The 22,398-nt window shown below is 67.7% G+C and carries 20 protein-coding genes; 13 read left to right on the forward strand and 7 right to left on the reverse strand.

All coding sequences use genetic code 11. The features are described 5' to 3' along the window. Nucleotides 1–63 precede the first annotated feature (63 nt). Nucleotides 64–948: a hypothetical protein gene (locus tag ACFXHA_RS07945; RefSeq protein WP_379354178.1), complete on the forward strand. Its 885-nt coding sequence runs from the start codon at nucleotides 64–66 to the stop codon at nucleotides 946–948. 5 nt (nucleotides 949–953) lie between these two features. On the opposite strand, the gene ACFXHA_RS07950 is transcribed toward ACFXHA_RS07945, so the two are convergent. Next, complete coding sequence (locus ACFXHA_RS07950; RefSeq protein ID WP_379354180.1) at nucleotides 954–1,823, reverse strand: polysaccharide deacetylase family protein; 870 nt, start codon at nucleotides 1,821–1,823, stop codon at nucleotides 954–956. A 221-nt stretch (nucleotides 1,824–2,044) separates the two neighbouring features. On the opposite strand from ACFXHA_RS07950, the gene ACFXHA_RS07955 reads away from it, so the two are divergent. Next, a complete protein-coding gene (locus ACFXHA_RS07955; RefSeq protein ID WP_379354182.1) occupies nucleotides 2,045–2,860 on the forward strand; it encodes an RDD family protein in 816 nt (271 codons plus the stop codon). Between the two features lie 97 nt (nucleotides 2,861–2,957). On the opposite strand, the gene ACFXHA_RS07960 is transcribed toward ACFXHA_RS07955, so the two are convergent. After that, on the reverse strand, nucleotides 2,958–4,100 hold the full coding sequence (locus ACFXHA_RS07960; protein ID WP_379354184.1) for a citrate synthase 2: 1,143 nt from the start codon (nucleotides 4,098–4,100) through the stop codon (nucleotides 2,958–2,960). A gap of 101 nt (nucleotides 4,101–4,201) precedes the next feature. On the opposite strand from ACFXHA_RS07960, the gene pdxH reads away from it, so the two are divergent. The 4 genes from pdxH to ACFXHA_RS07980 all read left to right on the forward strand — a co-directional run bounded on the left by pdxH (nucleotide 4,202) and on the right by ACFXHA_RS07980 (nucleotide 9,453). Next, nucleotides 4,202–4,927: a pyridoxamine 5'-phosphate oxidase gene (gene pdxH / locus ACFXHA_RS07965; protein WP_379354186.1), complete on the forward strand. Its 726-nt coding sequence runs from the start codon at nucleotides 4,202–4,204 to the stop codon at nucleotides 4,925–4,927. A gap of 83 nt (nucleotides 4,928–5,010) precedes the next feature. Next, entirely contained in the window at nucleotides 5,011–6,294 is a 1,284-nt protein-coding gene (locus tag ACFXHA_RS07970; RefSeq protein WP_379354188.1) for an MFS transporter, read from the forward strand. A gap of 188 nt (nucleotides 6,295–6,482) precedes the next feature. Further along, complete coding sequence (locus ACFXHA_RS07975) at nucleotides 6,483–7,796, forward strand: citrate synthase (RefSeq protein ID WP_379354190.1); 1,314 nt, start codon at nucleotides 6,483–6,485, stop codon at nucleotides 7,794–7,796. Between the two features lie 448 nt (nucleotides 7,797–8,244). After that, complete coding sequence (locus tag ACFXHA_RS07980) at nucleotides 8,245–9,453, forward strand: GNAT family N-acetyltransferase (RefSeq protein WP_379354192.1); 1,209 nt, start codon at nucleotides 8,245–8,247, stop codon at nucleotides 9,451–9,453. Here the strand turns inward: ACFXHA_RS07980 and ACFXHA_RS07985 are convergent, their stop codons facing one another. Further along, nucleotides 9,454–11,121: a hypothetical protein gene (locus tag ACFXHA_RS07985; protein ID WP_379354194.1), complete on the reverse strand. Its 1,668-nt coding sequence runs from the start codon at nucleotides 11,119–11,121 to the stop codon at nucleotides 9,454–9,456. Between the two features lie 205 nt (nucleotides 11,122–11,326). Between ACFXHA_RS07985 and ACFXHA_RS07990 the strand changes: the two genes are divergently transcribed. Then, on the forward strand, nucleotides 11,327–11,716 hold the full coding sequence (locus ACFXHA_RS07990; RefSeq protein ID WP_379354997.1) for a YccF domain-containing protein: 390 nt from the start codon (nucleotides 11,327–11,329) through the stop codon (nucleotides 11,714–11,716). A 1-nt stretch (nucleotide 11,717) separates the two neighbouring features. Here ACFXHA_RS07990 and ACFXHA_RS07995 read toward each other — a convergent pair whose 3' ends face one another. Beyond that, nucleotides 11,718–12,155 (reverse strand): MarR family winged helix-turn-helix transcriptional regulator, encoded by a 438-nt coding sequence (locus tag ACFXHA_RS07995; protein ID WP_379354196.1) that lies wholly within the window; start codon nucleotides 12,153–12,155, stop codon nucleotides 11,718–11,720. A gap of 69 nt (nucleotides 12,156–12,224) precedes the next feature. Here ACFXHA_RS07995 and ACFXHA_RS08000 point away from each other — a divergent pair, with 69 nt between their 5' ends. Together ACFXHA_RS08000 and ACFXHA_RS08005 are read left to right on the forward strand one after the other, a co-directional pair. Beyond that, a complete protein-coding gene (locus tag ACFXHA_RS08000) occupies nucleotides 12,225–12,467 on the forward strand; it encodes a DUF2530 domain-containing protein (protein WP_379354198.1) in 243 nt (80 codons plus the stop codon). Nucleotides 12,468–12,614: 147 nt separating this feature from the next. Next, nucleotides 12,615–13,229 (forward strand): TetR/AcrR family transcriptional regulator, encoded by a 615-nt coding sequence (locus ACFXHA_RS08005; RefSeq protein ID WP_379354200.1) that lies wholly within the window; start codon nucleotides 12,615–12,617, stop codon nucleotides 13,227–13,229. A gap of 89 nt (nucleotides 13,230–13,318) precedes the next feature. Here the strand turns inward: ACFXHA_RS08005 and ACFXHA_RS08010 are convergent, their stop codons facing one another. Together ACFXHA_RS08010 and ACFXHA_RS08015 are read right to left on the reverse strand one after the other, a co-directional pair. Then, nucleotides 13,319–16,570 carry a sacsin N-terminal ATP-binding-like domain-containing protein gene (locus ACFXHA_RS08010; protein WP_379354999.1) on the reverse strand — a complete coding sequence of 1,084 codons (3,252 nt, stop codon included), beginning with the start codon at nucleotides 16,568–16,570 and terminating at the stop codon, nucleotides 13,319–13,321. Between the two features lie 167 nt (nucleotides 16,571–16,737). Further along, nucleotides 16,738–17,748 carry a DUF3027 domain-containing protein gene (locus tag ACFXHA_RS08015; RefSeq protein ID WP_379354202.1) on the reverse strand — a complete coding sequence of 337 codons (1,011 nt, stop codon included), beginning with the start codon at nucleotides 17,746–17,748 and terminating at the stop codon, nucleotides 16,738–16,740. A 17-nt stretch (nucleotides 17,749–17,765) separates the two neighbouring features. Here ACFXHA_RS08015 and ACFXHA_RS08020 point away from each other — a divergent pair, with 17 nt between their 5' ends. The 3 genes from ACFXHA_RS08020 (at nucleotide 17,766) to ACFXHA_RS08030 (ending at nucleotide 21,393) form a co-directional block, all read left to right on the forward strand. After that, entirely contained in the window at nucleotides 17,766–18,560 is a 795-nt protein-coding gene (locus ACFXHA_RS08020; RefSeq protein ID WP_379354204.1) for a glutaminyl-peptide cyclotransferase, read from the forward strand. 174 nt (nucleotides 18,561–18,734) lie between these two features. Continuing rightward, complete coding sequence (locus ACFXHA_RS08025; RefSeq protein ID WP_379354206.1) at nucleotides 18,735–20,741, forward strand: MFS transporter; 2,007 nt, start codon at nucleotides 18,735–18,737, stop codon at nucleotides 20,739–20,741. 16 nt (nucleotides 20,742–20,757) lie between these two features. Then, nucleotides 20,758–21,393 (forward strand): DUF2771 family protein, encoded by a 636-nt coding sequence (locus tag ACFXHA_RS08030; protein WP_379354208.1) that lies wholly within the window; start codon nucleotides 20,758–20,760, stop codon nucleotides 21,391–21,393. 87 nt (nucleotides 21,394–21,480) lie between these two features. On the opposite strand, the gene ACFXHA_RS08035 is transcribed toward ACFXHA_RS08030, so the two are convergent. Further along, nucleotides 21,481–21,933: a cold-shock protein gene (locus tag ACFXHA_RS08035; protein ID WP_379355001.1), complete on the reverse strand. Its 453-nt coding sequence runs from the start codon at nucleotides 21,931–21,933 to the stop codon at nucleotides 21,481–21,483. Nucleotides 21,934–22,118: 185 nt separating this feature from the next. On the opposite strand from ACFXHA_RS08035, the gene ACFXHA_RS08040 reads away from it, so the two are divergent. After that, nucleotides 22,119–22,349: a hypothetical protein gene (locus ACFXHA_RS08040; RefSeq protein ID WP_379354210.1), complete on the forward strand. Its 231-nt coding sequence runs from the start codon at nucleotides 22,119–22,121 to the stop codon at nucleotides 22,347–22,349. Nucleotides 22,350–22,398 lie beyond the last annotated feature (49 nt).

Genomic DNA, 22,398 nt, shown 5'->3' on the forward strand with positions numbered 1-22,398 from the left:
GCCCCGCCGGAAACGGCGCGTATCGCTGTGGCACGAACCACACACCCATTACGGTTTACCGCCATGGACATGGCCGCACACGAGCGACCGAGCACCACCCCCGACCTGCCGCCCGCTTCCGCCCCCAGCATGCCCCCGCCGCCCGGACCGTCGCATCGCCGCCAAGACCCCTTGCCCCGCCCGCCCCTCGGCCTGCTCGCCCGCCTGTCCTCCCAATTCGGTTCCCGCGGCCTCACCCGGCGCGGCCCCACCCTCGACGACGCCGCCCGCCGCGAACTCCTCATGCACGGCACCGAGGGCACCGCCACCATTCTCAGCGTCCGCAGCTCCGCGAAACCCCCACCCGCCCAGCCCGATTCGACGCCCGCCCTGGACGCCCGTGCCGATATTCGGACTCGGGCCGAGAAGCGGGTCGATGCCCGGGCCGCGGCCGAAAGGCGGGCGGAGAGCCGCGAATTGGATGCGGTCGAGCCCGGGCAGCAGTTCTGGGTGCGGGTTCAGCTCGAGGATCGGCATGCGTACGAGACGCGGGTGCGGCAGCGGGTGAACGCGGCGGATCGGGAATGGATGCAGCCGGGGGACATCGTGTGCTGCCGGGTGGATCCCGGTGATCATGATCGGGTGGTGTTGTATCTGCCCGCGCCCGAGGAGACTTCGCGCACCAATATCGCCAAGATCCTGGCCGATGGGCGACGCGCCCGCGCGACCGTGCTGGCCGCCACGCCGGTGGCCGCCGACTACACCGGGCGCGACGATCCGGTGCTGCGGCTGGATCTGGAACTGCGCGCCTGGGACGAGCCGACCCCGTGGCGGGTGCGGGTGGTGCAGCCGGTCCCGTTGTCCGCCATGGAGTTGATCGACCTGGGCCGCCACCTGGAGGTGGCCTTCTTCACCGTCGACCGCGGCGAATCCGTGGCCGTCGATTGGGCCGCCTCCCGGGAGGCGTGACCGCGCTAGGGCAGGTGAACGAACTGGAAGCCATTGGCCTTCAGCACGGGCAGGGCGGCGAGCATGCCTGCCCCGGTGCCGGATTTGGGGCGGTGCATGTGGGCCAGCGAAATACCGCCCGACTTGGCGGCGGTCATGTTCTGCTGCACCTGGGCCGAGGTCGCGGTCGCACCGAAGTCGGCGTTGACCGAATAACCGACCGGGGTTTCGCCCAACTCCTTGACGATGGCCACGGCCACATCGTCGTAATGGGCGGTGCCGGCCCGGAAGAACCGCGGGCTGTGACCGACGAGCGCGGCGATGCGCTGATGATTGCCCCAGACCTCGTCCACCGCGGCCTGCGCGGACGCGGTGCCCTTGATCTCGTAGGCGGCGCGGCCGGTCACCGACAGCGGGCAGTGCGCGGTCCCGTGATTGCCGATCTCGAAGAGCGAGTTGCTCGCCAACTGGGTGGCACGCGCCGGATTGGCATCGATCCAGCGCTTGTTGAGGAACAGGGTGGCCGGGATCTGCTGCGCCTGCAGGAAAGCCAGCAGGTTCTCGTCGATGTCGTTGTTGCCGGGTCCGCCGCAGGCGTCGAAGGTGACCGCGAACTGCTTACCGGTGGCATTGAATCCGGAGATGATGCCGTCGATATCGGTGCCCCACGCCTGCGGCTGCTGCCCGGCGTGCTTGGCCGCGACCGCGTCGGGATTGGCGGCCGAGAAGGGTAAGCGTGCGGGCGCGGTGGCCGCATCGGCCCCGCCACGGGGCGGTTCCAGGATGCGATCGGACGAATTACCGCTCGCCACGCCGCATCCGGCGGTGGCGAGGCCTGCGGCGAGCGCCGCACCCGCGGCGAAGAGGCCGCGCCTGGAAAGTCCTGCGTCGAGCACCGATGCAGGTTATGTGAATCCGATCTCATAGGCCAGGACCTGAATCAGGTTTGTTTCAACCGTCGCGGTCCGGCAACCGGTTCACCACGGTTGTTGGGGCTGTTGTAATCCACTGTTCGACCGCAGGATTCACGGTGGAGGCGGCTTCGAGTTCATGCCATCGGCCGAATTGCCCCAGACTGTAGCCTGCTCGACCGAATCAACCCTTTGCAAGGAATCGAATGACATACCCGAACAACCCCTATCCGCAGCAGCCGCAACAGCCGCAGCAGCCCGGATACGGCTACCCGCCCGCCGATCAGCCCGGCTATGGTGCTCCCCAGCCCGGTTACGGCGCTCCCCAGCAGCCCGCCTACGGCGCTCCCCAGCCCGGTTACGGTGCGCCGCAGCCTGGTTACGGCGCCCCGCAGCAGCCGGCGTACGGCGCCCCGCAGCCCGGGTACGAGGCCCCCAAGCCCGCCTACGACGCGCAGCCGTCCTACGGCGCTCCCCAGCAGCCGGCCTACGGCGCCCCGCAGCAACCCGCGTTCGGCGCACCGCAGCCCGCCTATGCTCCGTTCGGGGGATACGGGGCACAGTATGCGAGCTGGGGCGCGCGAGTCGGCGCGTACCTGATCGACACCCTGATCATCGGTGTGCCCGCCTGGATCCTCGAGTTCATCGCGGGCGCCGCGGGCACCTCGAAGGTGGAGTGCACCACCAGCACCAGCTACGACGTCAACTGCACCGGCGGCGGGATGAACGCCTTCGGCTACATCCTGATGCTGCTGGCCGTCGTGATCGGCATCGGCGGCTTCCTGTACTTCGCGTACATGGAGGGCACCACCGGTCAGACCATCGGCAAGAAGACCGTCGGTATCAAGCTGATTCGCGAAAGCGACGGGCAGCCGGTCGGTTTCGGTTTGGCGATCGGCCGCAAGCTGCTGCACATCATCGATGCGCTGCCCTGCTACATCGGCTTCCTCTGGCCGCTGTGGGATGACAAGAAGCAGACCTTCGCCGACAAGATCGTGAACACCACCGTCGTCAAGGCTTAGCCCAACTCTCGGGCGCTCTCAGGGGTTCCCCCTGAAACCCCGTAAAAACGATGGCCCCCAGCGGTTTCCGCTGGGGGCCATCGCTATTTCACTCGATCTACTTGTGCGAGACCAGGTTCCAGCCCGACACCGTCTCCGGCTGGCGCGGGGCCGGGCCGGTGTAGATGGCGGCCGGGCGGACCAGCTTGCCCAGCTTCTTCTGCTCGAGGATGTGCGCGCACCAGCCGGCGGTGCGGCCACAGGTGAACATGGCGGGCATCATGTGCGCCGGCACCTCGGCGAAGTCCAGGATCACGGCGGCCCAGAACTCGACATTGGTCTCGATGGCGCGATCGGGGCGACGCTCACGCAGCTCGGCCAGGGCGGCCTGCTCGAGTGCGGCGGCGACCTCGTAGCGCGGGGCGTCGAGGCGCTTGGCGGTCTCGCGCAGCACCTTGGCGCGCGGGTCCTGGGCACGGTAGACGCGGTGCCCGAAGCCCATCAGCTTTTCCTTGCGGTCCAGGATGCCCTTGACCAGACCCCGTGCGTCGCCGGTCTTCTCGACGGCTTCGATCATGGGCAGCACGCGGGCGGGAGCGCCGCCGTGCAGCGGGCCCGACATCGCGCCGATGGCACCGGAGAGCGAGGCCGCCACGTCCGCGCCGGTGGAGGCGATGACGCGGGCGGTGAAGGTGGAGGCGTTCATGCCGTGCTCGGCGGCCGACACCCAGTAGGCGTCGATGGCCTCGACGTGGCGCGGGTCCGGGTCACCCTTCCAGCGGGTCATGAACCGCTCGGTAATGGTGGTGGCCTCGTCGATCTTGGCCTGCGGCACGGCGGGCTGGTAGATGCCGCGCGCCGACTGGGCGACGTAGGACAGCGCCATCACCGAGGCGCGCGCGAGGTTCTCGCGGGCGGTGTCGTCGTCGATGTCGAGCAGCGGCTGGTAGCCCCAGATCGGGGCCAGCATGGCCAGCCCGGCCTGCACGTCCACGCGCACGTCGCCGGTGTGGATCGGCAACGGGAAGGGTTCGGCGGGCGGTAGGCCGCGGCCGAATTCGCCGTCCACGAGCAGGGCCCAGACATCACCGAAGGTGACCCGATTCGCGACGAGGTCCTCGATGTCGACGCCGCGGTAGCGGAGTGCACCGCCGTCCTTGTCGGGTTCGGCGATGTCGGTGGTGAAGGCGACCACGCCCTCCAGACCGCTCACGAAGCCGTCCGGGACGACATTGGTGGGTACCGCAGCGCTGGCAGTCATGTTGTGACTCTCCTTGCAAATCGGGCTGCCCGATCCTTGGGCAGCCACGCCGATCATTTGCGAGCTTAACGCGAGCATTACCGCGGAGTAACGTCTGCCCCATGGTTGACCAGGAGAAATTCGCCACTGAGGACCTTGACATCGCGGCCTTGCGGGTCGAGTACGGAGTCGATCAGGGCGACAATCATCCGGGCCGGGAAACCGACCTCGACGAGACCTGGCTGACCGACGGCTGGGAACCGTTGCTGCGCAACTGGATCGAAGACGCCACCGGCGCGGGCCTGACCGATCCCAATTCCATGGTGCTGAGCACCGTCGAACTCACCGAGTCCGGGCCGAAGCCGTCCTCGCGAACCGTGCTGTGCAAGGGGCTCTCTCCCGAGGGTGTGACTTTTTACACTAATTACGAATCGTTCAAGGGCCGCCAGCTCACCGAAACCCCCTATGCCTCGGCCACTTTCGTCTGGCAGGCGATGGGCCGCCAGGTGACGGTGCGCGGCCCGGTGCACCGGGTGCCGGTCGAGGCGACCGAGGTGTACTGGCAGTCCCGGCCGCGCGGCTCGCGGCTCGGCGCGTGGGCCTCGGAGCAGTCGCGGCCCATTGCCTCACGGGCGGATCTGGATCGGCAGATGGATCTGACGTCCGACCGCTTCGCGGAGGTGGCCGATATCCCGGTGCCCCCGTTCTGGGGCGGATTCCAGATCCAGCCGGAGTCGGTGGAGTTCTGGCAGGGCCGCCGCAGCCGCATGCACAACCGCATCAAGGTCACCTTGGAACCGGGTAACACGGACGTGTCGGCCATGAAAATCGAACGGCTCCAGCCTTGATGAGATATTTCACTTCCAAATGATGGGATGATCGGCCCAAAACTGATAGCCAAGCACTGTTTCGCCTGGCTAATGTCGTGTCGGTGAAGCTGCTCGCCGACATAACTCCATTACGGAATCCTGATTACCGCCGGTTGTGGACCACCGGCGTCGTCACCGTCATCGGAGCGCAGCTTTCCGTCGTAGCCGTTCCCAAACAGCTCTACGACATCACCCACAGCTCTTCGTATGTCGGCCTGGCCGGACTCTTCGGCCTGATCCCCCTCATCGTCTTCGGCCTCTGGGGCGGTGCGCTCGCCGACGCCATGGACCGCCGCAAGATGCTGCTCATCACCAGCGCGGGCACCGGTATCACCTCCCTCGCCTTCTGGGCGCAGGCCGCGGCCGGGCTGAACAATCCGTGGCTGGTGCTGATCCTGTTCTCGGTGCAGCAGGCGTTCTTCGCCATGAATCAGCCCGCGCGCAGCGCCATCTACCCGCGCCTGCTGCCGCCCGAGCAGCTCCCGGCCGCCAACTCGCTGAGCATGACGGTCATGCAGTTCGGCGCGATCGCGGGACCGGTCCTGGCGGGCATGCTGATTCCGTTCGCGGGCCTGTCCACGCTGTATCTGATCGATTCCGTCGCACTGCTGGCCACGCTGTGGGCCATCTGGAAGCTGCCGCCCATCCCGCCGCACGGCGAGTCCCGGCGCGCGGGCCTGCGCGAGGTCTTCGACGGTTTCGCCTATCTGGCCACCCAGAAGATCCTGCTGGCCTCCTTCGCGGTGGATGTGGTGGCCATGGTGTTCGGCATGCCGCGTGCCCTGTTCCCGCAGATCGCGCAGGACAGTTTCGGTGATTCCGCTTCCGGTGGAACCGCTTTGGGCCTGCTGTTCGCGGCCATGTCGGTGGGCGCGGTGTTCGGCGGCGTGTTCTCGGGCTGGCTGACGCGGGTGAGTCGGCAGGGTCTGGCCGTGGTGGTCTGCATCGTGCTGTGGGGTGCGGGCATGGTCGGGTTCGGTCTGGCCGTGGGCCTGGCCGGGCACGGGCTGACCGTGACGCTCGCGCTCTGGATCGCGCTGGCCTGCCTGGCTTTCGGCGGTGCCGTGGACATGTTCTCGGCGGCCTTGCGTACCACCATGTTGCAGTCGGTGGCGACCGATGAGATGCGTGGCCGGCTGCAGGGCGTGTTCATCGTTGTCGTGGCGGGTGGACCGCGCATCGGTGATGTTGCGCACGGTTTCGCGGCGGCGGCCGTGGGTACTGCTGCAGCGGCGGCGGGCGGTGGCGTCCTGGTCGTGATCGGCATGATGATCGCGGCCGTGGCGTTCCCGGCATTCGTGCGATACCGGGTGGCACGTGCGCATTCGGAGGTCCAGCTCGCCTGAGCTTTTCGGTGTTCATGCGCATAGCACATGACTGCCGCTAGTCTCACCTGCGAACGATGTGACTGTGAGGTAGCAAAGAGCCACCCTCATTAGTCGGGCGTTGTGGACAGCGGCTAGCGTTGAGTCAAGCGCATCGCGCGCCGACCGCGTCCGGTGCCTACGGTTACAAGCCTGAGAGGGATCCTTCCGTGCCCGCTGAGAACATCATCAACGTCGACGACGACGCCAAGCCGGTACTCCAATACCCGGGCGGCGAGTACCCGATGACCGTCGCCAAGGCCGTCGAGGGCAACGACGGGATCGACCTGGGCAAGCTGCTGGCCAGCACCGGGTACACCACCTACGACCCCGGCTTCATGAACACCGCCTCGACCAAGTCGGCGATCACCTACATCGACGGTGAGGCGGGCATCCTGCGCTACCGCGGGATCCCGATCGAGCAGCTGGCCGGCCGCTCGACCTTCATCGAGGTCAGCTACCTGCTCATCTACGGCGAGCTGCCGTCGCAGGCCCAGCTCGACGACTTCACCGACCGGATCCGTCGCCACACCCTGCTGCACGAGGACCTGAAGCGGTTCTTCGACGGCTTCCCGCGCAACGCGCACCCGATGCCGGTGCTGTCCTCCGCGGTGAACGCGCTGTCGGCCTACTACCAGGACTCGCTGGACCCGCGCGATCCCGAGCAGGTCGAGCTCTCCACGATTCGACTACTGGCCAAGCTGCCGACCATCGCGGCCTACGCCTACAAGAAGTCGGTCGGTCAGCCGTTCCTCTACCCGGACAACTCGCTGTCGCTGGTGGAGAACTTCCTGCGGATGACGTTCGGCTTCCCGGCCGAGCCGTACGAGGTCGACCCCGAGGTCGCCGCCGCGCTGGACATGCTGCTCATCCTGCACGCCGATCACGAGCAGAACTGCTCGACTTCGACCGTGCGCCTGGTGGGTTCGTCCGACGCCAACCTGTTCACCTCGGTGTCCGGTGGCATCAACGCGCTCTGGGGTCCGCTGCACGGCGGCGCCAACCAGGCCGTGCTGGAGATGCTCGACGACATCAAGGCCAACGGCGGTGACGTCAAGGAGTTCATCCGCAAGGTCAAGAACAAGGAAGACGGCGTGAAGCTGATGGGCTTCGGGCACCGCGTCTACCGCAACTACGACCCGCGGGCGACCATCGCCAAGCAGCACGCCGACAACATCCTGGCCAAGCTGGGCGGCGACGATCAGCTCTTCGGCATCGCCAAGGCCCTCGAAGAGGCCGCACTCACCGATGAGTACTTCATCGAGCGTCGCCTGTACCCGAACGTCGACTTCTACACCGGCGTCATCTACCGCGCCATGGGCTTCCCGACCCGCATGTTCACCGTGCTGTTCGCCATGGGCCGGCTGCCGGGCTGGATCGCGCACTGGCGGGAAATGCACCGCGAGCCGCTGAAGATCGGCCGTCCGCGCCAGATCTACACCGGCTACGGTGAGCGCGACTACGTCGAGATCAACGGTCGCTGAGCCGCTTTCGGCTGAGATACTCCGGAGACCCCGCCCCACACCTCGTGGGGCGGGGTTTTTCGTTGCAAGGACTTGTTAAGGATCTTGATGGCCGGGCACGGCAATCTTGTTCCTGTAAGCGGGAAACGAACACACGGGGGCCGAAACAGTATGGGCCGCAGGGACATACGGGAAGGCAGGAAAACATCGGAGCACTGACGGACTCGTAAACGGTTCGGGGGAACCGAGAGCGGGGGGATCGGGGGATCCGGGGGACGGGGGAACACCGGGGGGAAATCGGGGGGAACAGGGATCCGGGGGACGTTCGGGGGAACGGGGATCCGAGGGGGGAACGGGGGCAGGGGGGAAAGAGACCCGAACTCCGGTGTCACCTACCGCGGCGGGGGCGGCAGGTGGCACCGGAGAAAATCGGGGTGCGGACACCCGAAATTCGTGGGATGTTCGAGGCATGGCATCGACGAATGGTTTGACCGTGCGTTCGGCGCGGGCGGATGAGCGACCGGAGATCATCAGGCTTTCGGAACTCTGCTTCGGCTCGCGGGTCGGCCCGGCCGATCTGGAATACGGCTCTCAGGTCTTTCCCACCGATCGGGCCCTGGTCGCCGTGGACGGCGACCGCATCGTCGGCCACGCCAACGACCGCGTCATGACGCTCACGGTTCCCGGCGGGCGCACCGTGCAGGCATCCGGTGTCACCAATGTCGTGGTCGCACCGACGCATCGGCGACGCGGCATCCTGCGTGACCTTTACACCGAGATGCACGCGCGCACCGAGTCCGAGGGACTACCCCTCACCATCTTCTACGCCAGCGAAGGCACCATCTACGGTCGTTTCGGCTACGGCCCGACCGTGGCGGTCAATGACGTCTCGATTCCCGGTCGCAAGGCCGAATTCCGCTCCACCACCCCGGATCCCGGTGGCGTACAGGTGATTTCACTCGCCGAGGCCAAGACCGTGCTGCCCGAGATCTACGACCGCTGGCGGCGGCTGGTCCCGGGTGCGCAGGCCCGGCCCGAAGCCCGCTGGCAACAGCGGGTTTTCGCGGACTCGATCCAGCAGGAGGAGAACTCACCCCTGTTCTTCCTGGCGCACGCGGACGGCTACGCGATCCTGCGCCGCTCCTGGGGTTCGGATGACAAGAACACCGCCACCGTCCGGGAATTTCGCGCCATCACGCCCGAAGCGCATGTCGCGCTGTGGCGAGTGCTGTTGAGCCTGGATCTGGTGCACACCATCGAAGCCGAGATCGGCGACCACGATCCCCTCCCCTGGCTGGTCACCGATCCGCGTCTGATCCGGGTGACCGGCCGCCACGACGGCCTGTGGACCCGCGTCATGGACGTCCCCGCCGCCCTCACCGCCCGCAGTTACCAGCGGGACCTGGATGTGGTGCTGTCCGTGGACGATCCGTTCCGCGACGCGGGCGGCAGTTTCGCACTGCGGGTGCGCGACGGCCTCGCGGAATGCGAGCGCACCGACCGCACGCCGGATATCGAACTCGGCATCGATGTACTCGGCAGCCTCTACTTCGGCGCGTACCAGGCCCGGGTCTTCGCCGCCGCCAACCGGATTCAGGCGAAAGACACAGCAAAGCTCCGCGCCTTCGACGAGGCGTTCGCCTCGGATCGGGACGCGGAGCTCGGCTGGTTCTTCTGATTATTTGCCGGAGATCTTGGCGCGGAACGGGCCACCGACGCTGTTGAACAGCAGGTCACCGTTGGGGAAGGCTTCGACAATGGCATAGGCGCCGTTGCCGAGGTTGGACTGGCCGAAGATGGTGCGATGCACCGTTTCTCCGGTCTTCCAGTCCAGACCGGTGACCTCCCAGCCGTCGGCCTTGCTGTAACCGTTCACGAACACCATGCCCGAGGTCGTGGACACCGCCGGAACCATGGAGGTGGAGACGACGTCGCCGCGCGCCCACACCGAATTCCACTTGTGGCCCGCGGTATCCCACTCGAAGCGCTGCATGCCGTGCGGCGGCTCGGCGACCGGCCCGTTGGCCAGCACGTCGACCAGGCGGTCGGGTTCTCCACCCGCACCGATGTTCTGGACGACGAACGCGCCATAGCCGTTCACTACGACGGACTGCTCGGACTGGATGAACTCCGGCAGCGGATCGGGCAGTCCGGCGGTCACCCCGATCTGATCGGCGATCCGGTTCGACTTGGTGTCCGGCTTCTGCTGGAAGCCCTCGGGAATCTTGTTGCGCCAGAAGGCGACCAGTTTCATGTGGTCGGCACCGTCGGTGATGACGACCAGTTCGTCCTTGTCCTTGTCGGTGCCCATGAGGGTCGGGGTGGAGCCGGTTCCGGTACCGAACTTCACTGCGGGCGGCTGCCGTCCGAAATCGTAGGGCGAGGACCAGGCGCCATCGGCCTCATCGGTCGAGAGCTTGCCGTCCTTCCACACCACCTTGCGCATGACCTTGTCGGAGGCGAAGTAGATGCCGCCGTCGGGATCGATGGACATGGAGTTCGACACGGTCTCGTCGTCGCCGATGCGAATTTGCTGCGGGTCGCCGGTCAGGTCCCGATTCAGCACGAAGATATCGCGGGAGGCGAGCACCACCACGTGCCCGTCGTAGGTCATGTCCACCCCGACCAGCGTCTCGGGGGTGCCGAGCGAGGTGATCGCGGTGCTGAGCACCGGCTTGAAGTCGCGCTGGGCGACGACCTCGATGCCGTCCTCGGGCCGGTCCTTGTTCTTCAGCCCGAAGACGAGCAGGTCGGCGTTCTGGTTGGCGTAGTAGAGGTGATTGTCCTTGTCCACCATGGTGTAGACGCCATTGGTGAGGCGCTGCCAGTTCATCCCGCCCCAGTCCTGGGCGATGGCCGACTCGATCTGGCCGGTATCGGAGAACTGCTGGTCGAGCACCTTGTCCAGGGACTCGGTGGGCAGCGGCGCGGTACCCGGGGTATCCAGTGCGGCAAGCTGTTTCAAACCGCCGTCGGCCGAATCGACATAGCGTGGACCCGCGGTCGAGGCGACCCACCAGTGGTCGGCGACCGGCGAGGCCAGGGTCATGATGTTCACCGGACCGCCCGGCACCCGCGGCATCTGGGCGGGGTCGATGTGGAAGGTGCCGCGTGGCACCGGATCAGCGAAGTTGTCGCTCTGTGCGGGGTCGAGATGGGTTACCGCGTATTTATCCGCGGCGAGATAGGGGTTGCGGGGTGTGCCGGAATCGTTGCCACCGCCGCTCTTCGTGGTCGTCGTCGATCCCGAGTCGGAGGATTTGTCGCTGCTACAGGCGGTTAGTGCACCGGCCGCCGCCAGAACCAGCGCCAACGCGCCGATCGATAGTCGCTTTGTCTTGCTCAAGATGCGCTCCCGATTTCTCACACAGGGGAAAACAGAGTTAGAGCTGGGCGAGTCAAGATAGCGAGAGATTAACAGTGAGCCGTTTCACGAAACGGGCAATTTCGCCATTTCACCCGATACGGGTGAGGGACCCCCGGGGTGAAGTCAGGGTTTTCCCGGTGGTGGGCGGCGGCGCGGCGCTGGCATGCTGGAGTGCGTGAAACCCATCCAGCTGATTCTCAACGTCCTGTGGCTCGTGCTCGTCGGATTCTGGATGGCCATCGGTTATGTGATCGCCGGACTGATCTGCTGCGTGCTGATCGTGACCATCCCGTGGGGCATCGCGTCGTTCCGGATCGCCAACTTCGTGCTGTGGCCCTTCGGCCGCGAGGCCGTGGAGAAGCCGAGCGCGGGCGTGGGCTCCATGCTCGGCAATATCATCTGGATCATCGTGGCCGGTTGGTGGCTGGCCCTGGGTCACCTGATGACGAGCATCGCGCTCGCGATCACCATCATCGGAATCCCGTTCGCCTGGGCCAATCTCAAGCTGATCCCGGTCTCGCTGTTCCCCCTGGGGCGCGAAATCGTCGACAGCGACCGGCGTTTCGCCTACTGAGTTATTCCGACTCGTCGACGATCTGCTTCATGATGCCGACCGCCTCGGTGAGCACCTTCACCTGGTCGACGCTCAGACTGGAGAGCTGATCGGTCATCCACGCCTCGCGGGCCTGGTTCTCGTCCTGGATCAGCGCCCGCCCGGCCGCCGAGAGCGACACGATGATCTGCCGCCCGTCGGTCGGGTGCGGATTGCGTTCCACCAGATCCAATTCCGACAGGGACGCGATGACCCGGGTCATGGACGGCGGCTGCACCCGCTCCTTGGCGGCCAGGCTGCCCGGCGTCATGGCGCCTTCCCGATTCAGCGTGGCGAGCGCGGACAGCTGGGTCAGCGAAATCTGGGCATCGGCCCGCCGGCCCCGCAGATGCCGAGTCAAGCGCACCACCGCCAGCGAAAGTTCACCGGCGAGCGCTCGAATGTCGGAAGGCGTTGTCACAGAGGCAAACGATACGGGACCGCTCGCGTACGAGTCGGCTGTTCGCGTGCGGCCCACTACTCTGATGGGGTGACCACGCCGCCTGTGCCGGAGATTCCCCCGCGCTTCACCGACCCGCGTCCCGTGCTGGCCGTGGGCACGATCGGTTTCCTGATCGCGACGATCGCGGTGTGGGCGAATGACGCCTGGGCGACCGCGCGCCCGGTATGTCTGATGGGATTGGTGGTCGGGCTACTCGCCTACACGATCTTCGCCATTCAGCGCCGGGGCGCACGCCGTGGTGACAAAGGCGCGCAGCTCGGCTTGGACTGAGTCTTTACAAACTCCGCCTTGGCGTAACGAATGTCTGGAATGCCGGGCAGACCGATGGTCCAGACCGGCAACGGAAAACGAACTTGCGGAGCGTGCGAATTGACTGCACGCGTCGCGGACGCTTAACTCCCTGGAGTGTCCTCCCGATTGAGCGTCGAAGAACGACGGGCCCACCTTATCGAGGCGGCCATCGGCCTTGCCGAAAAGAAGGGCGTGGCAGGAGTTACCACGCGCGATGTAGCCCAGGCAGCCGGTGTTTCCCTTGGTGTGGTGCATTACTGTTTCGAAAACAAAGATCAGCTGATGACCGAGCTGGTCAAGGCGCTCTCGATGGAATTGCGTGATTCCGTCGATGCCAACGAAGCGGTATGGCAGGACGTCGGAACCGGAAAAGAAGCGCTTCAACAATTGGTGCGCGCTGGCCTGGAACTCATGTGGCTCAACATCGAAGCCACCCCGGAACGCCAGCTACTCACCTACGAAACCACCACCTACGCATTGCGTGAAGGCGAAGCCACACCGGCGAAACTCGCCATCGCACGCGAGCAATACACCTTCAACGACTCCACCGTCGCCGATGTCTGCGAGCACGCGCGCGAGGCCACCGGCACCCAGTGGACCGTTCCGGTCGGCACCCTGTCCCGATTCATCCTCAACACCATCGACGGCATCGTGCTGCGGTGGCTGGTGGACAACGACAGCGCCGCCGTCCGGGAACAATTGGACATCCTCGCCACCACCGTGGCAGCCCACTCGGCCTGACCCGGGCCTCATTCACCTCCGGCGCGGGCAATCGAGACGCCCGCGCCGGAACCTATCTCACCGCACCTGTCAGGTGCAGGCGCGAATCCTCAACGGCGCGAGAAGTTCTGCGGCTGCGCTTGAACGTGGGTGATGTCGCCCTCCCGCCACCACGCCACCGAAACCGTGGCCTCGTAGGCACCCGTCAGCCGTACGCGCAGCTCGTCGTGCACCTCCAGTTCGCCCGACGGCGTGGTGAAGTCGAACTGCATGCGCAACAGCACGCCCAGCGGTTCGGCCGCCCAGCTGGTCCGGCGGCCGCTGCTCGCCACCTCGGCCGTGACGGCCTCCGAGGCCAGCGGCAGATCCAGCAGTGTCGCAAGGGAATTCGCGGTCACCAGGTCACCGACCACCAGCCGGTCCACCGGCAGCGCGGGGCCCAGCCACGGGCGGTCCAGCACCAGTGCGTCGGCGGCGGGGATCACCTCACCGGACAAGGCGCGCACCTGTCCCGGCAGCACCAGCTCACCGGCGTCGAGGCGGCCGGATTCCAGCGCCTCGGCCAGCAGTGCGTAGGTCTGCGAAATCGATTCGGGCGCAGGCATTCTGGCCGGATCCGCCAGGGCGTCGAGGAGTTCTTCGGCGAGCGCGGTGGTGAGTACCTCCGGATCGGCGAGCACTCCGCGCAGCACGCGCAGATCGTTCGCGTCGAAGCCCGGCAGCTGCGGGAGCAGGCCCGCGAACAGAGTGTCGTCGGGGTGCCGCATCAGGCCCAGCGGGATGCCGTCGATGTGGGCGTGCTGGCGCAGCCACCACGCGGTGTAGCCGTCGCGGTCGGCGAGCAGCGGGCGGGTGGCGGCGTCGGACAGCAACAGCCGCAAGGCTTCCGGCCATTCACCGTCGTCCACCAGGTCCAGGTCGCGCACGGCGATCAGTTCGGCCGGATCGTCGGTCAGGCCGTCCCACCAGGTTTCCTCGTCGTCGAGGTGATGGTCCGGGCCGGTCGGATCCGATTCGGTCACCAGGGTGAAACCCCAGCCGACACCGATGGCGCGCAAGGCTTCCGGGCCGTAACGCTCGAGCACGTCGGCGTCCACGGTGGTGAACGGCGAATCCGCGACCAGCACCCGGTCCAGCGGCGCGCCGGGCAGCAGCAGTTCGTCGGCGGGCGTCGATTCGCCTGCGACATCCGGCAATTCGAGCAGACCCAGCCAGGTCGGCAGCGTGCCGGGGGCGACCAGGGCGTGCGCGGCCAGACCCAGCACCGCGTCGACGGTGTCGGGATCGCTCGGATCGTCCTCCAGCGCGGCCTGCAAGCCGGGATCGTTGAGCAGATCCTCCGGTGTGGCGGGCCGCGCGCCCAGCCGCCCCAGCAGCTCGTGCGCGGCCTCCGGGTGTACCAGCCGCGCCCAGTGCACCGGCACCGCCGACTCCAGCCGGTTGTCCAGCACGGTGGTGCGCGGACCGGTCACCAACCGGCCGTCGGTCAACGGCACGGCGATCGCGCCCAGTTCCTCCACCGACAGCGGGTCGGTCGCAAACGAATCCAGCGCGTCGTACAGCGAATACCACCACTGCGGTTCGCGTTCCAGGCTGCCCGACAGCTCCGCGATCCGCGCCAGCCCGATGCGATGCACATCCAGCACCGCCAGCGCATCGGCGTACGCCCGCCCGGACAATTCCGGAATCACCAGCGGCCCCACCATATCCGCCAGCAGATCGGCCAGTTCCGTGGTCGCGCCGGTGAATACAGAGGCCCGCCGCGGCGAGGCCACGGGCCCGCGCGAATCGAAGACCGCGCTGTCGGGATGCGTGACCGTCGCACCGAATTCGGTGTTCGGTGATTCATCCACATCCATCCCCAGGGTGGATTCCGCGAACGCGTCCGAGCCGAGATCCACTTTCGCGCCGTCGTCCGCGCCGAAGGTCGCGACCACGTCGTGCGGGCCGATCGCGTCATGGGGTTCGACTGCGCCGTAGGGCGATTCGTCCTGCTCCGGCAGGTCCCACAGCGGCAGGGTGTCCTGTTCGGGCCGCGTGGGGCGGGCCTTGGCGGCGGCCCGGGCCGCGCCGGAAGCCTCCTCCGGGCCGCTCGACGCGAGATCGGCGAGTTCCTCGGCCGCCGACTCGTCCGGAGACGCGACCACCGCGGCGGCGTCATCGGCGTTGCCGCTCGCGTCCACGTATCCGAACTCGGCATCGAAATCGACCGGGGCGGAGACGGTTTCGGGGCCGGAGTCCGGGCGGGCGAGCAGGACCGGGAGCCACTCGTTGTCGCGGAGTTCGGCGATCAGGGCCTCACGCAGGGCGCTGTCGGCCTCGCTGCGGGCGAAGCCGGGGAGCGGGACCAGGACCAGGCGGTCGCGGGGCGGCAGGGCGCGGGCGAAATCGGCGTAGCCGGTGGCCAGTTCGGTCAGGCGGGCACCGGGGAGCAGCCGGCGACGGTCGGGCTGCATCGGGATGTCGGCGATGAGCAGGGCCGGGATGGACAGCTCCTCGTCGGAGCGGGTGGGGGCGCGCAGCACGTCCGGGTGGGTGGCGACAGGCCGGCCGTCGCGCACCGGCAGCAGCCAGCGGGCCCGCTCGGTGCGGAACTGCCACCACACGCGCTCACCGGAATTCGAGTCGGTGACCCGGAATTCGGTCAATCCGTGTTCGAGTTCCTGCGTGGCACTGGAGATCTCGTCGTCACCGATGCGAATGCTCTGCAGCACCGGCAGTTCCAGCAGCAGATCGGCCGCCTCCGAACGCATCTCGGCGAGCAGGGCGACGGTGTCCACATGCTCGTGCAGCCGCAGCACGATCTCGGTGTCGAAACCGGTCGCGGGGCGCTCCTCGAGCGACCAGGCCAGCCGCAGTGCGGGCGGTTCGAAACCGTCCGGCGTCTCGGGAATCTCGATGCCCTGCGCACCCAGCAGCGCCCACGTCTCGGCCCGGGAGAAGCGCACCGATCCGGCAGTCGAGCGCACCTGGACCTCGTCGGAGACGGTGAGCACCGCGGTGAAGCCGACACCGAACTTGCCGACGGACGCACCCTCGGACGGGTCCAGGGTCTTGCCGGAGGCGCGCAGCGCCGTCAGCGCGTGTACACCCGAAACATCCAGCGGTGCACCGGTATTCGCAATATGCAGGGTCCGGCCGTCCAGCCATACCGCGACCCGCCCGGGCACCGCGGCCTTGAGCGCGGCGTCGGAGGCGTTCTGCGCCAGTTCGGTCAGCAGCCGGTCCCGATAGCCCGCCCGCACGAGGTCGGCCTCGGTCGCGGCATCTTCCCGCAGCCGGGTGGGCGATCCGCGCCACGCGGCCACCACCCCGGCCCGCAATGCCTCGGTCCCGAACGGATCCCCCAGATCGGTCGCGATCACGCCCTACATCCCTTCCCGCACCACGGTTTTTTGGCATGCCGACCGGTTTTCAGGCACGCCAAGGCCAAGCATCCGGTCATTTCACAGAATTCCGACACGAATCCGCCGAAAATCGCCACTGCCACGCGAATTCACGACGCCGCGGCAGGTTACGCCACCGCGCCTCAGCGCGCCTCCGAAGCCCCCGACTCGGGCTCCACCCGCACCGCGGTCACGGCCCAGGCATCGTCGTACACCGCATCCGGATCCGGCACCTCGAACAGCGCGACAGCGTCATCGTCCACCGACGTCACGGGCGCGACCACCGGTGCCACTTCAACCACCTCGGCTGCGACCTCGGCAGCCTCGGCCGTGTCGGCGACCTCGGCCGTGGCCTCGGCAGTCGCGTCAGCGGATTCCGGAGCGGGGGTGGCGATTTCCGGGCGGAGCTCGGCGATCGGGATCAGATCCACGGCCGCGTCGTCGTACGCCTCGTAGAGCGGGGAGCCGTTGCCGCTGGGCAGCACCACATCCGAATGCGCGCCACAGCCGTAGGCGATGTGCACGACGTGACCGTCGGCGCCCATGGCATTCGCGCAGACGCCGAAGGCGGCGCGCAGGGCACCGGCCAGCGGCACATAGAAGCCACACAGGCCGCAGGTGGACGGTGCGGCGCGGGCCATGTCGGTGTCGGGGCCGTATTCGGAGAACCAGCGATCACCGGCCTCCTCCCGGCCCTCACGGGAAAGTGCCTGGGTACGACCGAGACCCAGCTCGAGCGCGACCTCGTCGACGACCGGGTCGCCGGTGGCCACATAGCCGGGCACCAGGCGCGGGTCGCCGAGCGGCGGGGCCAGCAGATCGCCGGGCGCGAGATCGCCCGGGCGGATGCGCTGCTCCCACGGAATGAAATCGGGGGCGACGAGCGCCTCCGGGCCGGGCAGCAGCGCCGACTCGCTCACCGTGACAACCGTGGCCTCCGGCGGCGCCGCCACCACGACCGCCCACTGCCAGCCGTGATAGCCGGGCAGGGTGGCCGCGAAGTGGTGGGTCGCCGAGGATTCGTCCTCGGCGGTCACGCCCAGATGCGCGCCCACTCCGATCGGTTCCAGATCCAGGAGCGCGCGGCGCGCCAGCCCGACCGCCTCCGCCAGGATGGGCCGCACACCGGACTCCGAAACTCCAACCGCGCTCACGTCCTACATTTTGCCGTATGGAGCGCAAACAGCGTGCACCGGTAGCGGCCGCCACGATCATCCTGTCCACGGCCCTGGCCCTGGCCGCCACCGCTATGGCCTGCACCAGCAGCGACAACACGCCGAAGCTGCGCGTGGAAGTCGTCGCCACACGGCCGCACGATCCGGGCGCGTTCACCGAGGGCTTAGAAATAGACGGCTCGGTTCTATACGAGAGCACCGGGCTGTCCGGACAGTCCTGGGTGCGGGCCACCGACCTCACCACCGGGGCCGAACTCGCCCGGGCTGAACTGCCCGCGCCCCTGTTCGGCGAGGGCATCACCAAGGTCGGCGACCTGCTCTGGCAGCTCACCTACCAGGACGGCATCGCCATCGCACGAGACCCGGCCACGCTCACCGAGATCCGACGCACCCACTTCGACGGCGAGGGCTGGGGGCTGTGCACCCGCGATAATCGCGTGGTCATGAGCAATGGCAGCGCGACCCTCGCCTTCCGCGACCCGCAGACCTTCGCGATCACCGGCAAGACCGCGCTCACCAGCCACAAAGACGTGAAGCTCAACGAACTCGATTGCGCACCGGACGGTTCCGTCTACGCCAATGCCTGGCCCTCGAGCACCATCCTGCGCATCAACCCCGACACCGGCGAGGTGCTCGACAGCATCGACGCCTCCGGGCTCCTACCGACCAGCGCCCGCACCCCCGACTCCGATGTCCTCAACGGCATCACCCATCTCCCCGGCACCGACCACTTCCTGCTCACCGGCAAGAAATGGCCGACCTCCTACGAAGTTCGTTTCGTCCCGGCTTGACGTGCGCGCACCCGTGTTCCGACCGGCCCGGATACCGGTTCCGAACGGAAGTTGTGGCGGCCCACACCGGCGGTAGTGCAGCCGCCGACCCGCAGCACTGCAAGAATTGGGGGCGTGACTCCTCCCCGTGACCCCGGTGCCGACCCTGGTCGCTGGGGCGACGAGGACTCCCCCATGATCGACAGGCACCCGGGGTACGACCGCTATCCGCCCGCGAACCGCGCCGGCCGGCGACCCGACCCTGCCTCCAACGAGCCCGAAGTGCCGGAATTCCTCACCCGCCGCCGTGCCGAAGCCCCGCGCGGCGGCGGCGAATCCCAGCGCGGCGGTGCCGAATCCGCGCGCGACCAGGGTGGTGATTCGACCGGGCGCACCTCGCGCTGGGCGCGTCGCCGCCAGGGCAAGGGCGAGGCCGCCGACCCCGGCAACCCGCCGACCAGGCCGTACGAGACCCGCTCACCGACGGACGCGCCGAGCGAACCGGCAACCTGGCAGCAGCCCAACGACTTCGGCACCACGCGCCGGGTGCGCTATGACGCGGAGTCCGGGCACACCCCGGACCACGGGCACGGGCACCGCTACGAGCCGGAATCCGCGCCGCCCGCCCGCCGCGAGCAGTATCCGACCCGGCCCGACCACGATCGGGACTCGTACACCGACCCGCGACACGCGGAAGGGGCACATCCGCAAGCGCATTCGCCCGAATCCGGGACGGACGCCCATGACACCGCAGGCCTGCACAAACCGCCCCGCAAGCTGACCGTCACCCGGGTCGCGGCGCGGCGCAGTATCGAGCTGACGCAGAGCGGATTCGCGACCTTCCAGCGCGCGGCCAAGGCCGACGGCGCGGAGGAGTCGGGTCTCACCGCGCTCGTCTACGCCACCATGGCGAACTTCGCGACCGACGCGGCGATCGCGGTGGCCCTGGCCAACACCCTGTTCTTCGCGAGCGCGACCGCCGAATCCGTCACCAAAGTGGCGCTGTACCTGGTGATCACGATCGCCCCGTTCGCGGTGATCGCACCGGTCATCGGCCCGATGCTGGACCGCCTGCAGCACGGCCGCCGGATCGCCCTCGCCGGATCGTTCGCGATCCGCGTGCTGGTGGCGGGCCTGCTGATCTTCAATATCGACAACTGGGCGCTGTACCCGCTGGCGCTGTGCATGATGGTGCTCAGCAAGTCCTTCTCGGTGCTGAAGTCCGCGGTCACCCCGCGTGTGCTGCCACCGGGAATCGACCTGGTGCGCACCAACTCCCGGCTCACCGTGTTCGGCCTGGTCGGCGGCACCCTGTGCGCGGGCGGCGTGGCCGCGCTCATCGCCAATGTGACCGGCTCGACCGGCGCGCTGCTCTTCGCGGCCGCGCTTGCCGCCGCGGGCGCGTTCCTGAGCCTGCGCATCCCGTCATGGGTGGAGAACACCGAGGGCGAGGTGCCCGCCACCTTCGGCTATCACGGCGACGACGCGCACACGGAGGTGCTGGACCCGGGCCAGGCCGCCACGGTGCCGCCGACCAAACGCCGTCAGCCGCTGGGCCGTTCGGTGGTGACGGGACTGTGGGGCAACAGCACGGTGCGCGTGCTGACCGGCTTCCTCACCTTCTATGTCGCGTTCGTGGTGAAGACCACCGGGCATCACGGCGTGCAGCAGATCGCCATGCTGGGCGTCGTGGGCGCGGCCGCGGCGATCGGCAACTTCGCCGGCAACGCCACGGGCGCCCGCATGAAACTCGGCCGCCCGCAATTGATCGTGTTGCTCTGCACCATCGCCTGCGTCGGCAGCGCGGTCGCCGCGGCCGTCCTGGACAGCCTGCTGGGTGCGGCCGTCGCCACCCTGATCGCGGCCGGCGCGAGCGCGCTGGCCAAGGTGTCGCTGGACGCGGCGATCCAAGACGACCTGCCGCCCGAGTCCGTCGCCTCCGGCTTCGGCCGCTCCGAGACCGTGCTGCAGCTGGCGTGGGTGCTCGGCGGCGCGCTCGGCGTGCTGCTGCCCACCCTGTGGATGCCGACCATGTGGTGGAAGGGGTTCGCCGTGGTCTCGGTCATCATGGCGCTCGGCTTGATCCAGACCGTGGTCAGCTACCGTGGGCATTCGCTACTGCCCGGTTTGGGCGGTAACCGACCTCAGCACGCCAAGCAGGAGATCCCCGCCGCGCACGGCGCGGGTGAATCCACCACATGACGGACAGGACATCCCGGTGAGCCAAACCCGAACCCGCACGATCGTCGCCCTGGTAGGAGCGGCACTGCTGGTTTTCGTGGCGGCCGTGGCCGCCGTGGTCACAGTCGCCGTACGCCATGCCGACAAGCCGGAAGTCCAGATCACCGCGTACGCGAACGGCAAATCGATCACGATCGCGCCGTACTGGGATTGCAATGTGCGCATGCAGGACTGCCGGACTCTGCCCTCGGCCGAGCTGCTGGATCTGCCCGACGACATCGCCTGCGCCACCGGCGGAACAGGCTGCCGCACTGGCGTGCCCGCCGAGTTGCCGGTGAAACCCGGCTTGCCGCTGCAGTTGTCGTTCCCCAAGGAGATCTCGGACGCGCCCTGGATGGGATCGGTGGTGTACCGGTTGCCCAATGGCAAACCCTTGCGCCCGACTTCCATCGAGCACGACGACTACGCCCAGGGCACGACCGCCATCACGATCCCTTCGGCGTTGTACGTGACGGCAGATGGGCATAAGTTCCTGAACAAGCCCGCCGCACCCTCGGTGCAGCTGACGCTGATCGGCGTGGAGATCGATGTGCCCATCCTGTGGCGAGACCCGCAGACCGGCGAGGAAGGCCAGGTTCCGCACACCGCCTGGTCCGTCGCCACCATGGCGTAGAACGTCCGGCCGCGAACACCTTTCGAATCAAAGAACCCCGATGACCGAAGTCATCGGGGTTCTTTCGTTCATCCTCGCGGCCGCGACCTAGTGGTCGAGTTCCCTTGCCACGCCGCGCACCACTTCGGCGATGCGCTGGGACATCTTGCGATCCGGGTACTTGTTGCGCCGCAGATCCGGCTGGACCTTGGTTTCCAGCAGCGTGATCATGTCCTCGATGAGGCCGTGCAGCTCTTCGGGTTCCTTGCGGTTGATCGGAGCGTCGTTGCGCCCGCCGCGGCGGTCTCCGCGCTCACCCCGGCCACCGCGCTCGCCGCGCTCCTCGCGCAGGGAGGGCGGGGTTTCCAGGAGCTTCAGCGAAAGCGCCTGCGGGCCACGGCGTCCCGCGGCCATTCCGAATTCCACTCGCTGTCCCGGCTTGAGCGCCTCGACACCATCGGGCAGCGCCGACGATCGAACATAGACGTCCTCACCCTCATCCTGGGAAAGGAAGCCGAAGCCCTTTTCGACGTCGTACCACTTCACCTTGCCGGTCGGCACTGCGCTCACCCGTTCGTCATTCAAGCCCGGGCTCGCCGGGCACAAGTAGTGGCCACGGATGTAGTGACACCCGCAACCTTTCCGTTTGCGAAAAGAACGCGCCCCACACAGCTATGCAGGACGCGATAGTCCCCGAGTCTACCCCGGTGTGAATAGCGCGAGCACATGAGTTTTACGGTCTGGAGGTGTCCGACACCTCTTCCAAGCAGTCGCCGCGCGGTTCGGCGGGCTGGCTGCTCTATATCGCCTTGGGCCTGTTCACGATTGGATTGCTGGCTGTTGTCGCAATCTTCGGCGTGGCCGGGCTGACCGATTCGAAGCCGGGGCTGTGGCTGTACCTGCTCGCCATGTGCGCGCCGCTCGGGTTCTTGCTCGCGATCGTGTTCGCGCTCCTGTCCGGTCGCCGGGCGCGCTAGAACAACCCGCGCGGGGAGCGACCGGCCGACACCGGGATTGCCCCGTTCG

Source organism: Nocardia sp. NPDC059240 (genome assembly GCF_042753865.1).
In the GTDB taxonomy this organism is placed as follows: Bacteria; Actinomycetota; Actinomycetes; order Mycobacteriales; family Mycobacteriaceae; genus Nocardia.

Excerpts from the sequence above, each read along its gene's own strand:
- ACFXHA_RS07980 (WP_379354192.1), top strand. The coding sequence starts at position 8,245 with ATGGCATCGACGAATGGTTTGACCGTGCGTTCGGCGCGGGCGGATGAG.
- ACFXHA_RS08020 (WP_379354204.1), top strand. The coding sequence starts at position 17,766 with ATGGAGCGCAAACAGCGTGCACCGGTAGCGGCCGCCACGATCATCCTG.
- ACFXHA_RS07955 (WP_379354182.1), top strand. The coding sequence starts at position 2,045 with ATGACATACCCGAACAACCCCTATCCGCAGCAGCCGCAACAGCCGCAG.
- pdxH (WP_379354186.1), top strand. The coding sequence starts at position 4,202 with ATGGTTGACCAGGAGAAATTCGCCACTGAGGACCTTGACATCGCGGCC.
- ACFXHA_RS08025 (WP_379354206.1), top strand. The coding sequence starts at position 18,735 with ATGATCGACAGGCACCCGGGGTACGACCGCTATCCGCCCGCGAACCGC.
- ACFXHA_RS07945 (WP_379354178.1), top strand. The coding sequence starts at position 64 with ATGGACATGGCCGCACACGAGCGACCGAGCACCACCCCCGACCTGCCG.
- ACFXHA_RS07960 (WP_379354184.1), bottom strand. The coding sequence starts at position 4,100 with ATGACTGCCAGCGCTGCGGTACCCACCAATGTCGTCCCGGACGGCTTC.